Source organism: Bacillus salipaludis (assembly GCF_004358205.1).
On record NZ_SMYO01000015.1, the window covers coordinates 43,039 to 55,251 of the forward strand.

Consider the following 12,213-nt stretch of genomic DNA (forward strand, 5'->3'; position numbering starts at 1 on the left):
AGTCCTTTATTTTATTCATTTACTTTAACGATTAACCGCGTTATTTTGTTATAATATAATTAACAAAATTATTAATAAAGTGGTGAATCCCATGCTCAAACCTAAAGAGTCCACTCAAAACGAATATGAATTTGTATCAATAGATGAAATGGTTCCTGACGATCACCTTCTGCGTTTAATCGATAAATATATTGATTTCTCGTTTCTTCTAGAAAAAGTACGTCCATATTATAGTGATGATAACGGGCGCCCCTCTGATCCACTTATCCTTTTTAAAATGATGCTTATTGGATATATTTACGGCATTCGTTCCGAACGACAATTAGAAAGAGAAATAAAAATGAACATCGCCTACCGTTGGTTCTTAGGTTTGAAATTCCATGACCCAGTTCCCCATCATTCTACAATTAGTTGGAATCGCCAACATCGTTTTAAAGATACAGATATTTTTCAGGAGATTTTTGATGAAATTGTTTTACAGGCAATGAACTACAAGATGGTTGGTGGTCGTGTTTTATTTACGGATTCTACTCATTTAAAGGCAAATGCAAATAAGAACAAGTTTACAAAGAAAGAGGTCGAAGTAGAGACTCGCGAATATTTTGATGATTTAAACAAGGCAGTTGAAGAGGATAGATTTAATCATGGAAAAAAGCCATTAAAGGAAAGAGAGGAAGTGCAAGAGACTAAAGAAATACGTGTCAGTACAACAGACCCTGAATGTGGATTTATGTCCCGTGAAAACAAGCAAGAAATGTTCTGTTATCTTGATCATCGAACTACAGACATGAAGCTCAATATCATTCAGATGTGTATGTAACACCTGGAAATGTTCATGATTCTGTTCCATATCTGAATCGTTTGGACCGTCAGGTCCAACGATTTGGATTTAAAGTAGAAGCTGTTGTGCTAGATTCTGGTTATCTAACTAGCCCTATTTGTAAGGGACTTTCTGATCGAAAAATCTTTGGGGTTATTGCCCATAGGAGATATCATCCTACTACTGGTTTATTCCCTAAATGGAAATTTACATACGACAAGGAACATGATAAGTACATTTGTCCCAATAGCCAAGAGTTAATGTACAAAACAACAACCCGTGAGGGTTATAGAGAATACAAGTCTTACTCAAAAAAATGTGTAAACTGCCCCCTTTTATCCCAATGTACGCGTTCAAAAAATAAGGTGAAGGTCATAACACGACACGTTTGGGAGGAGCACAAAGAAAAGGTAAGATTAAATCGCTTACCTAGATCGGGAAAAATGCTTTATAAATTTAGAAAGGAAAAAATTGAGCGAAGCTTCGCAGACTCAAAAGAGCTGCATGGGCTTCGCTACTGCCGGTTACGGGGATTAAAGAAGGCTAGCGAACAGGCTCTTCTTACTGCGGCTTGCCAGAACATGAAAAAGATTGCCACACACTTAACCAGGCTGCAAACAGTGTGTGGCAATACTTAAAGTTATTATCCCCTGTTGATTGGAGCGGAAGGTGCGTAGACTCCTGCGGGAGTACGGGGCAGGGGAGACCCCGCAGGCGCCTAAGCGCCGAGGAGGCTCCCCGGCACGCCCGCGGAAAGCGAAGCACCTGGAGCGGAAATCAACAGGACTTTGAGCAGGGACAATTATTGAAAAATCTGTTGGTTATACTCCGACAAACTAAAAAATTGCCGAGAAAGATACCCTTTCTCGACAATCTGGGGACGGAATATCCGTCCTTTTTGAATAACCTAAATCACATTTGATTCATATGATTTATGAAGATAACGTTCTATAAACTCAGCTAATCCATCATTTTCATGGTGTCCTGTAACAAAATCTGCTGCTGCTTTAACCTCTTCGCTCGCATTCCCCATTGCCACACCAGTCCCGACATGCCGTAGCATCTCTATATCATTGGGTCCGTCTCCAATGGCAACAACTTCATTTGGACTAATTCGAAATTCGCGAAGTAAACTTCTTATAGCAGACCATTTGGAAACATTAGGAGCAACCAGTTCGAACCCGTCATTCCAATTGATGACATCTGCTTCGTTTTTAAACATAGCGGAAAATTCCTGACTTGGTATACCTGTTCGAACACTATATTTAAGAACATCTTGGTAATTTGCCTGTCTTAAATCTCCAATATAACTTGGCGGAATTTGCCCAACTTTAGTCCAATAATCGATTTCTTCATTTGTTTCCTTACAATAAAGTCCATTTACTGTATGGATCATAACATTACAAGGATTTTCAGCGGTCAGATCGTGGAAACGTTCTTCGTTTAGTCGGACGGTTTTCATTTGAATAGCTCTTCCTGTCACTGCATCGTGAATAGCGGCACCATTCAAACAGATCATAGGAGTTTGCAATCCAATTTCTTTATGGTAAGGAGCGGTTACTTCATAGTGTCGACCAGTAGCAAGGAAAACCTTGACTCCCTGATTCATAAGCTTATAAATGCCTTCCATATTTCGGCGGGTAATGTTGTTTGAGGCTGTTAGTAGTGTACCATCCATATCAATAAATACTGCACGCACATTCATTTATACTGCCTCCTCATTCGTTGATAAACGAATCATATCATCTGAATATTAAATCCTTGTAAACTCAGTGTATGGATTAAATAAATCTTGTAGGGAAGCAAGGGATAGGGCTTGCAGGGCGTATCCGATTCAAAAGGATTTTTAGCGTGTCCGCACTCTATTGTATGTGTGATTTTATACTTATACAACCATTTACCCCTTACCAGAGTAAGCATTTATTACAGGTGGGTAGGCACTTTTATGAATAAAAATACCAAAAAGGAAATCTATTGCTTTTCTTCATTCACGATTAATTGAAACACATCTTTGCGATTATAATGTCCGACAACATCAAAGTCAAAATGACCCCGTGTGATGTCATCCAAATCTAAAGTCGCATACAGTATTTCTTCTTTTCCAAATACTGGCTCAACTATAAATTGACCAAGTGGATTTACGATGCAACTTCCACCTCGCGTAATTTCATTAGGCATTTTTTGCATTTCCTCTGATTCAAGTAAATCAACTTCATACATATCCTTAGTACTATATTGATTGCAGGATAAAACAAAGCAACGGCCCTCAATAGCAATATGCCTCATAGTAGAAAACCAAGTGTCACGCGAATCAGCAGTAGGTGCGACATAAATCTGAATCCCCTTTTCATACATAGCTGCGCGTGCTAGAGGCATATAGTTTTCCCAGCAAATCAGCGAACCAATTTTGCCATAAGGTGTATCAAAGACAGGGAGTGTACTCCCATCACCTTCACCCCAAATGAGACGTTCACTACCTGTTGGTTTTAGTTTTCGGTGTTTACCCAACAGTTTTCCATCTGGACCAAAATAAATAGCAGTGCAATATAGTGTTCCTCCACTTGTTTCTTGGTCGCGTTCAATGACACCAATAACACTATAAGCACCTGCTTTTTTCACTGCTTCTCCTAGTTGTTCTGTTTCCACTCCGGGTACCGTTATGGCATTTTTGGCGTAACGCACAAAATCATTGCGTCCACTTGCAGAACGGCTGCCTACTACTGCCCCAAAGCTCATCCCCCGTGGATACGCCGGGATAAAAGCTTCCGGAAAAACAATAATATTGGCTCCTTTTTCCCCAGCTTCTTCGATAAACTTTATGGCCTTGTTAACACATTTTTCTTTATTCATTACAATTGAACCCGCTTGAACGACTGCAACTTTACATGAAGTCACTTGAATCCCTCCTTTTTCTCAAATTTTAAGGGGAGTCGATTATAGTGTAAAATATATGATAATCATATTGATTATGCCTAAAAGGAATAATGGAGGAAATTGAATGAACTTACAAGACTTCGAGGTATTTAAAACAATTGTGGAGTGTGGAAGCTTTTCTAAGGCGAGTGAGAAGCTATTTATCGCACAGCCATCCCTTTCTAAAACGATTCAAAGGTTGGAAAAAAAGCTCGGCGTAACACTCTTTGAGCGTTCTAATCGAATTATTCGTTTAACCGATGAAGGTGAGCTTGTATATGAAAAAGCGATTATAATGCTTCAGCAAATGAAGGAGTTGAATATACAGCTTGAAGATATGAGTGAACATGTAAAAGGGCATTTAAAAGTCGGACTGCCACAAATTATTGGCACATTTTTCTTTCCACAAGTGGCAAAAACTTTTTCTAAAAAATATAAAGGGGTCACACTTGAAATTGTCGAAGAAGGGGGATTGAGTGTAGAAAAGCTCGTTGAAAAAGGGGAAGTGGATGTAGCTTTTGTAGTGTTACCTACACAAAGTAAGGAACTAGAAGAACAACTTATTTTTGAAGCACCGTTTGTTGCCTGTTTGCCAAAAGGTCATGTTTCAAAAGATGAAAAGCAGATTTCACTTGCACAACTACAACACGATGACTGGATCATGTTTGATCCTACATTCGCTTTGCGTCAGGTAGTTCTAGATAGTTGCCGTAAGGAGCAATTCGTACCGAATATTGCATATAGTACAACTCAATGGGATTTGTTAATGGCATTAGTTCGTGATGGACTAGGCGTTGCTATTGTTCCAAGGCCATTAACTGAAATGATCTCACAGAATCTTTGTGTAAAAGTAATCTGCAGTCAATATATCCCATGGAAAATTGGAATCGTTCTGAAGAAAAATGCATATAAAACACATGCGTTGCAGGCTTTTTTGAACATAGTGTCGGATGTTTACAAATAAGATGATAAAACCCATTAATGCCCGACAACTTCTTTATAGTAATTTGATGCTAAATGACGGGATTCGAGAGTTTCATAAAATGTAAATACTCATTCACTCTCTGTTCCTATATGATAAATATTCTAAAAATTTCTTGGATGCAAGGGAAAGTGATTTTTGTTCTCTCATCGCAACACCAATATTTCTATAAGCAGGAATTTCAAGCTCTTTCGCAATAATTTTGTGTGGAATACGCTGTAGGATCAATTCTGGTAATATACTGATTCCTAGCCCATTTTCCACCATAGACATAATGGCATAGTCATCCCAGGTTGTAAAATTAACATGCGGTGAAATATGGTGCCTCTCAAAAATTTCAGAGATTTCTGCTTTTGCCCCCTTTTCCAACAGCATAAACGGACTGTTCAGTAAGCCGTTGATCGGAAACTTTTCGCAATTAGCAAGAGGATGATTTTGTGGAATCACTGCCAGCAAACGGTCTTGTTCCAAAAAGATTGTTTCAAGTTCTGATTTTGTCGGTAGTCGCAAAAATCCAAAGTCAACACGCCCATTTAGGATCCAGCTCTCAATTTCAGTATAATCACCAAGCAGAAATTCAAAATCTATTAATGGGTAATCCTTCTTAAAAATTTTAATAATGTTAGGGAGCCAATGAGATGCTACGCTGGAAAATGTCCCAATACGAATCATTCCGGAATCCAAATTATGTAAGCCTTCGATCTGCTTCATTAAGATTTCATACTCATTGCAAATTCGCTTTAATTGGGGCAGTAACTTTAAACCATCAGAGGTTAAATTAATACCGGCACGTCCTCTTTCAAAAAGGAAAATCCCCCATTCCTTTTCTAAATCGTTAATCATACGGCTAATCCCAGACTGTGAATAGTCCAATATTTCGGCAGCTTTTGTAAAACTACCCAATTCTACTGCTTTGACAAATGCCATATATTTTTGGATATTCATATCTCTTTCCTCATCCTATCTGATTTTGTCATACCTATCATGATAAACATTCGTTTTTGTAATGTGTGTAAGTATGATAAATTATTTCTATTAATTATTCAAGTTAGGAAAGGAAAAGGTGTATGACGATGTATTTTGTGAGTGATATTATGCAAAAAAACCAGACAGCTACAAGTCTCTTAAAAGTAGGGTTGAATGATGAAATCTAAAATTCAGTTTATATTATCAATGATTATTTTCGGTACAATTGGTTTAGTTGTTCGAAACATTGGTCTATCTTCGAGTGAAAGAGCTTTACTTAGCAGTTTCATAGGATGCATATTTTTACTGTTAATATTCTTCATGATTAAGAAAAAAATATCATGGAAAGTAGTTAAATCAAATGCTTTATTTTTGATTCTTTCAGGTATTGCATTGGGAGGAAATTGGATTTTTCTTTATCAATCGTATGACCATACGACAATTGCCAATGCAACGCTAGGTTATTACTTTGCACCTGTTTTTGTGATGATTCTTTCTCCTTTTGTACTTCGGGAACAATTATCCATCAAGAAAATTGTGTGTATTGGTGTAGCAATCATAGGGATGTTAATGATTGTAGGGGAGGGATTGAGAGCATACAGCTCAGATGATCTGCTTGGACTTTCCTTTGGATTAATCGCAGCTGCATTTTATGCTGCGTTATTGCTTTTAAATCAATTTATTAAGGATATGGGAAAGTTAGAGCTGACCATCATTCAGCTTGGAACAACCACTTTACTTCTAATGCCATATGTATTCTTGACTTCCGGCTTTGGTATCTTTGAAGTATCAAGCTCTTCCATTCCTTTTATTTTAATTTTAGGGATTATCAATACAGGGATTGGGTTTTGGTTATTTTTCTCTGGTATGGAAGGATTAAAAGGACAGAGTATAGCTATGCTAAGTTATGTAGATCCATTTGTAGCTATATTGATTTCCGCCATTATCCTGCAAGAACAAATGACAATTGTTCAGGTGCTTGGTGGTGTACTACTATTAGGCTCTACATTTGTTAGTGAAATTAGATCATTCCACTGTTCAAATCAATTAATGAAAACACCAGCTGAATAAAGTTAAAAACAGTGAAGGCATTGGTGTCCCACTGTTTTTTATTTTAAGTATGATTAAGTGTTATTTCCATATTCCATTCATTTCCCGGAGTCATGCCAAACTTTGTCATTCCATATAATAAAGAAAGTTAACAATGCGGGAATAAATTCACAAGACTGATAGAGGGTTAAGAATACTGACCGGTAGAAGGTGACAAATATGGAAGCCATCATCCTAGCTGCTGGATACTCCAGCCGAGCGAATGCATTTAAGCTGACGTTGCCACTGGGGCAAAAGACCGTCTTGGAGCAAACCATCTCTAAATTTGAAGGGATATGTAGCAGGGTCATCGTCGTAGCCGGGTTTCAAGCGGAAATCATCCAAGAGGAAATCGCAAAAATCAGCAGTAAGAATGCCTATTCTTTTCAAATCAAGTTTGTCTATAATGAAAACTTTACCCAGGGGATGTTTCGTTCCATTCAAGCAGGCTGCAAGGAAGTACAGGGCACAACCTTCCTGCTAACACCTGGAGATTATCCGCTTGTTAAAAATGAGACCATTCAGCTAATCGCAAAATCCAAAGGGAACGTCGTCATTCCCAGCTTTCATTATAAAGGTGGTCACCCCATCAAATTATCAAGTGAAGTGAAACAGGAAATTCTTGAAACTCATCCAGATCGAAATTTGCGTGAGGTTCTCAACCATTACGAAAAGAACTATATGAATGTAGAGGATCCAGGAGTATTAATGGATGTGGATACGCAGGAGGATTACCAAAAAGCCCTAAGTTATTTTAAAGCTTAAATTTCTCAATATTTTTCCGTTTAATCCATGCAGTTTCATTCGATTAGCTTTCCAGGTCGAATGAAGCTGCATTTTAATTGCTTTTTATTTTCATAAAAATTAATCATAAAATAGGTTGCTTATTTATAAAATCGGAAGGAAGAGGTTTCTATCATTCTATGTCCCCTTTTAAAAAACGAGTCGAAGGGTGTTGCTGCCATGAATCTCAAAGACATAAGCATTTCAGTACCCAAAAAGGACCATAAAGGTAAAGTATCAGGTCAATTACCCTATATTAGTGACTTGAAATTAGAAAATATGGTATATGGTGTTTTGTACCGGTCGCCCATAGCATACGGAAAAATCTTATCCATACAATTACCAACCCTCCCGGAAGGATATGAAGCTGTTGGAGCAGAGCATATCCCCGGACCGAATTATGTCAAAATTATCAAAGAAGACCAGCCCATTTTTGCCAATGAGTGGGTCCAGTATATTGGTGAGCCGATTCTGATGCTCGTTGGAAAAGACCTGGATATTCTGTACAGTTTGTTAGATGAAGTAAAGATTGAATTTGAAGAACAACAGGCTATTTATACATTGGACGAAGCGATCCAGCAAAAATCAACATCCGGGGTTATGATGTCTTGCTATGAATTTGGGGAAAGCTTAGAGACTATTTCAACGATCGAGCAGGGGGCTCATCAAATCATCGAAGAAGAATATGATACTGGTTATCAGGAGCACGTCTACCTTGAGCCACAAGGAATGCTCGCCATTTATAAGGAGGATGAAATTGTCGTCCAGGGATCGATGCAATGTCTTTATTATATAAAAAACGCGCTGGTAAACGCTTTAGCGTGTGGTGACGATGAAGTCAGAGTGGTTCAAAGTCCTACTGGCGGTGGCTTTGGCGGCAAAGAAGATTTTCCCTCGATGATGGCTTGTCACGTCGCAGTTGCTGCAAAAGCAGTTAAAAAATCAGTGATGCTCGTGTTCGACCGTTCTGAGGATATGGTGGTGACGACCAAAAGGCATCCGGCCAAACTAAAATATCGAACGGCCCTTGATCAGAAAGGAAATATTTTGGGCATGTGTGTGGATGTTTTTCTTGATGGCGGAGCCAATGAGGGATTGAGCTCTGTCGTATTACAGCGCGCCTTAATAAATAGTGCCGGTGTTTATAAAATTCCTCATTTTCATGCAAAAGGATATGTCTTAAAAACCAATACTGTTCCCAACGGAGCCTTCAGAGGCTTTGGAGCTCCACAAAGCTTTGCTGGAATCGAGAGTCATATGGGACATCTTAGTAAACTAGCAAACATCGATCCACTTGAATATAAACGAAAATACCTCGTCAAACAAGGAGACCCCACGATTACTAAAGGAAATTTCCGCGACCCAATCTTAATGGAAGAAATGATTGAGGATTTGCTAACCAAATCTGAATATAAAAGGAAAAAAGAGGAGTTTCAGCGTTTAAATCAACAAAGCCAGCGCTATAAAAAGGGCATCGGAACCTCGTTGTTCCTCCACGGCTGTGGATTTACCGGCAGTGGCGAACGTGATCATATTAAAGCAACGGTGAAACTGGTTAAATCAAAAGACGGAATGGTTATGATAAAAATCTCGAATTCTGATATGGGACAAGGAATTTATACGACGCTAAGTAAAATTGTTGCCAAAGAACTCGACCTCCCATTTGAGAGAGTTTTATACCCTAATCCCGATACAAAAGAGGTTCCCGACTCCGGTCCGACTGTTGCCTCTAGGACGACGATGATTGTCGGAAAATTGCTTGAACGGGCCGCAAAAAAACTGAAGGAACAGTGGAAAAAGGGGGTCGAACAGGAAGTAGTCGAGCATTATGTTCACCGTGAAATGATTCCTTGGAACGAATCGAACTTCACTGGAGATGCCTACCCTGCTTATTCATGGGGAACCAATATCGTAGAAGTAGAAGTGGATACAGTAACAGGAAATGTAAAGTTAGAAAAAGTCTACGGCAATTATGAAGTTGGGAAGGTCATCGATGAACTGATTATGAAAGGCCAAATTGACGGTGGTTTAGCTCAGGGACTAGCGTACGGTTATCTAGAAAAGATGACGTCAAAACAAGGCAGAATCCAGCAAAAAAGCATATCGGATTATGGTCCGCCGACTTCATTGGACGTTGTTACAATTGAAAGCAAGGTCTTCGATAACCCCTATGCTGATGGTCCATACGGGGCGAAGGGCGCAGGTGAATTAACCTTAATCGGCGGTGCTCCAGCAGTCCAAGCGGCGATCGAGGATGCATTGCAAATGTCTTTTCAGCAAATTCCGATTACACCGGAAGTCATTATGGAAAGTCTTCTATTGAAAGAAGGTGAAGAGGGATGATTAAATTCACACTAAATGGAAGAATCGTAGAAACGGACGCCCCTCCTACAGTAAGATTACTTGATTTAATAAGAGATGAGTTTGAGTTAATCGGAACGAAGGAAGGCTGTGGGGAAGGGGAGTGCGGAGCCTGCAGTGTTTTTGTAAATAACCTCCTGCAAAACAGCTGCCTTATTCCCATTGGCTCGATTGCTGGTGCTGATATTCAAACGATTGAAGGGATCATTGAAACGGAACAATTTAAGATTTTAGATGAAAGCTATTCTATTGCTGGTGGCGTGCAATGTGGCTATTGCATTCCAGGGATGATTATGGCAAGTGCAGCTTTGTTATCAAAAAATGCTCATCCTTCAGAGGCTGAAATTCGTGAAGGGATTTCCGGAAATCTGTGCCGATGTACCGGCTACAATATGATTGTAGATGCGATTAACCTAGCAGCTAAGAAAGGTGACGGCTTATGGCAGAAAAAATAGCCGCGTACCGTTTCGAACGTTTAGACCAAACCTTGAGCCAATTGAATCGAGAAGACTGTGCCATCATCGCCGGTGGTACAGACGTCATGGTTCTTCATAAAAGTGGAAGAGGAGTACCCCTGAAAATCCCGAAACCGATTGTTTTTATTGATCATCTTTCCGAATTAAAGCAGATATATCAAAACCAAAAGGATCTCCACATCGGGGCCTGCTGTACCTATAGTGAATTACTTGAACATCCATTAATTCCCGGATCATTAAAGAAAGCCATTCAAACTATTGCTGCCCCGGCCATTCGAAACAGAGGAACATTAGGTGGTAATATTTGCAACGCCTCTCCAGCCGGTGATACACTTCCGTTATTATATGTATACAATGCAAAGCTTCTGTTACGCTCCATAAATGGGGAACGCACCGCTAGGATCAGTGATTTTATTCAAGGTCCACGACGGATTCAACGCTTTCACAATGAAATCGTAGCGGAGATTATTCTTCCTTCTATTTTAGAAGAAGATTCTCAGGTCGTTTTTGAGAAAGTCGGCAACCGAAACGCAGATGCCATTGCCAAAGTATCGTTTGCGGGTTTCATCAAGATAAGCAAAGATCGAATCGATGACATTCGCTTGGCCTTCGGGGCGGTCGGACCTACGATGGTCCGTTCCCTTGATATTGAGAAGATGTTGGTTGGAAAACCGATTCCATTAGCCGATGCAGACATCGCGACGATTGTGGCAGCATTTGAAAAGATTATTCGGCCCATCGACGATCAACGCTCCACTGCGGATTACAGAAAAACGGTAGCGTTAAATCTTTTACGTTATTTTCTCAACCAGAAGCACGATCAAACGAATTCATTTTCTTAAAAAAGGGGGGGGAGATCTTCATGCTGCTGATGGAAAAAGTAGCCTTATTGACACGGCAAAATGAAACCTTTGCTTTAGCCATGATTATTGAATCAAAGGGTTCTACTCCCAGGCATGTAGGGAAAATGATTGTTTACCGTGATGGTACGATAGAAGGGACTGTCGGAGGGGGCTTGGCTGAACACTATGTGATCGAAGAATGTGTAAAGGCGATCGAAAATGGTCAATCGAATATCGTTGAATATAAATTGAATAAATACGCAAAAGACGGGATCGACATGGATTGTGGCGGTACGGTACGGGTTTTTATTGAAGTGTATACCAGCAGGCCAGAACTCGTTCTGGTTGGAGCCGGTCATATAGGCTACGCTGTGGCAAAGCTTGCTGATTTCCTGGAATATCCCTATTGCATTGTCGATGATCGTGTGGATTATTGTACTAGGGAACGCTTTCCCCATGCGGCTAACCTTTTTGTGAATGAAGATATTGAAAAGGCTTTGCTCGCAGCCAATCTAAATGAAAAGTCCTATGTGGCGATTTTTACAAAGGATTGTGATGATATTGCCTTAAAAACTGCACTACAATTTCCGTGTGCCTATATTGGAATGGTTGCCAGTAAACGAAGAGCCATCCATGTATTTGAAAAACTAAAAAGTGAAGGGGTCACACCAGAACAGTTGGAACAGGTTCATTCCCCAATTGGATTGAAAATTGGATCAGAAACATCGGAAGAAATTGCTATCGGGATTATCGGAGAAATCATCAAAGTCAACAGGGAAAAAAGGACTTTGAAAGTGAAACAATTAAATAGGTGACCAGGGGACCCGTAACCGGAGTGACGGTTCCTCTGGTTTTTTTTCGTTGGGAAAAAACTATGGGAATTCTCCCTGCGAAATTTTCTAATTAGTAACAAGTAGCATGGGAATTTAGCGGGTATAATTCAATAAGAATGCTGCCGTTGCGGCAGCAAATTATTTAAGG

Annotated in this window: 11 protein-coding genes; 8 read left to right on the forward strand and 3 right to left on the reverse strand. The window is 39.6% G+C overall.

What is annotated here, in order from left to right; all coding sequences use genetic code 11:
* Nucleotides 1-91: 91 nt before the first annotated feature.
* A protein-coding gene (locus E2K98_RS24040; protein WP_133338690.1) for an IS1182 family transposase occupies nt 92-1,458 on the forward strand; the annotation gives its coding sequence in 2 pieces (ribosomal slippage) (nt 92-806 and nt 806-1,458; 1,368 coding nt in all).
* Nucleotides 1,459-1,727: 269 nt separating this feature from the next.
* On the opposite strand, the gene E2K98_RS24045 is transcribed toward E2K98_RS24040, so the two are convergent.
* Nucleotides 1,728-2,525 (reverse strand): HAD family hydrolase, encoded by a 798-nt coding sequence (locus E2K98_RS24045; RefSeq protein WP_133338692.1) that lies wholly within the window; start codon nt 2,523-2,525, stop codon nt 1,728-1,730.
* 266 nt (nt 2,526-2,791) lie between these two features.
* Nucleotides 2,792-3,721, reverse strand: coding sequence for a carbon-nitrogen hydrolase family protein (locus E2K98_RS24050; protein WP_268884134.1), 930 nt, complete (start codon nt 3,719-3,721; stop codon nt 2,792-2,794).
* 97 nt (nt 3,722-3,818) lie between these two features.
* Here E2K98_RS24050 and E2K98_RS24055 point away from each other — a divergent pair, with 97 nt between their 5' ends.
* Nucleotides 3,819-4,697 (forward strand): LysR family transcriptional regulator, encoded by an 879-nt coding sequence (locus E2K98_RS24055; protein WP_133338694.1) that lies wholly within the window; start codon nt 3,819-3,821, stop codon nt 4,695-4,697.
* A 93-nt stretch (nt 4,698-4,790) separates the two neighbouring features.
* On the opposite strand, the gene E2K98_RS24060 is transcribed toward E2K98_RS24055, so the two are convergent.
* Nucleotides 4,791-5,660 carry a LysR family transcriptional regulator gene (locus E2K98_RS24060; RefSeq protein ID WP_133338696.1) on the reverse strand — a complete coding sequence of 290 codons (870 nt, stop codon included), beginning with the start codon at nt 5,658-5,660 and terminating at the stop codon, nt 4,791-4,793.
* Between the two features lie 198 nt (nt 5,661-5,858).
* On the opposite strand from E2K98_RS24060, the gene E2K98_RS24065 reads away from it, so the two are divergent.
* The 6 genes from E2K98_RS24065 (at nt 5,859) to E2K98_RS24090 (ending at nt 12,047) form a co-directional block, all read left to right on the forward strand.
* A complete protein-coding gene (locus tag E2K98_RS24065) occupies nt 5,859-6,752 on the forward strand; it encodes a DMT family transporter (protein ID WP_133338698.1) in 894 nt (297 codons plus the stop codon).
* 198 nt (nt 6,753-6,950) lie between these two features.
* The gene (locus tag E2K98_RS24070) at nt 6,951-7,535 is read left to right on the forward strand and encodes a nucleotidyltransferase family protein (RefSeq protein WP_133338700.1); all 585 of its coding nucleotides are present in this window, start codon (nt 6,951-6,953) and stop codon (nt 7,533-7,535) included.
* A 198-nt stretch (nt 7,536-7,733) separates the two neighbouring features.
* The gene (locus E2K98_RS24075; protein ID WP_133338702.1) at nt 7,734-9,896 is read left to right on the forward strand and encodes a xanthine dehydrogenase family protein molybdopterin-binding subunit; all 2,163 of its coding nucleotides are present in this window, start codon (nt 7,734-7,736) and stop codon (nt 9,894-9,896) included.
* The gene (locus E2K98_RS24080) at nt 9,893-10,369 is read left to right on the forward strand and encodes a (2Fe-2S)-binding protein (protein WP_133338704.1); all 477 of its coding nucleotides are present in this window, start codon (nt 9,893-9,895) and stop codon (nt 10,367-10,369) included. Before E2K98_RS24075 ends, E2K98_RS24080 begins: the two co-directional genes overlap by 4 nt.
* Nucleotides 10,354-11,232, forward strand: a complete 879-nt coding sequence (locus E2K98_RS24085; protein ID WP_133338706.1) for an FAD binding domain-containing protein — start codon at nt 10,354-10,356, stop codon at nt 11,230-11,232. The genes E2K98_RS24080 and E2K98_RS24085 overlap by 16 nt, the downstream gene beginning before the upstream one ends.
* Nucleotides 11,233-11,252: 20 nt before the next feature.
* Entirely contained in the window at nt 11,253-12,047 is a 795-nt protein-coding gene (locus E2K98_RS24090; protein WP_133338708.1) for an XdhC family protein, read from the forward strand.
* The last annotated feature ends 166 nt before the right edge of the window (nt 12,048-12,213 follow it).

Coding starts and splice junctions, on each gene's coding strand:
- E2K98_RS24045 (WP_133338692.1), bottom strand. CDS start 2,525: ATGAATGTGCGTGCAGTATTTATTGATATGGATGGTACACTACTAACA.
- E2K98_RS24055 (WP_133338694.1), top strand. CDS start 3,819: ATGAACTTACAAGACTTCGAGGTATTTAAAACAATTGTGGAGTGTGGA.
- E2K98_RS24060 (WP_133338696.1), bottom strand. CDS start 5,660: ATGAATATCCAAAAATATATGGCATTTGTCAAAGCAGTAGAATTGGGT.
- E2K98_RS24065 (WP_133338698.1), top strand. CDS start 5,859: ATGAAATCTAAAATTCAGTTTATATTATCAATGATTATTTTCGGTACA.
- E2K98_RS24070 (WP_133338700.1), top strand. CDS start 6,951: ATGGAAGCCATCATCCTAGCTGCTGGATACTCCAGCCGAGCGAATGCA.
- E2K98_RS24075 (WP_133338702.1), top strand. CDS start 7,734: ATGAATCTCAAAGACATAAGCATTTCAGTACCCAAAAAGGACCATAAA.
- E2K98_RS24080 (WP_133338704.1), top strand. CDS start 9,893: ATGATTAAATTCACACTAAATGGAAGAATCGTAGAAACGGACGCCCCT.
- E2K98_RS24085 (WP_133338706.1), top strand. CDS start 10,354: ATGGCAGAAAAAATAGCCGCGTACCGTTTCGAACGTTTAGACCAAACC.
- E2K98_RS24090 (WP_133338708.1), top strand. CDS start 11,253: ATGCTGCTGATGGAAAAAGTAGCCTTATTGACACGGCAAAATGAAACC.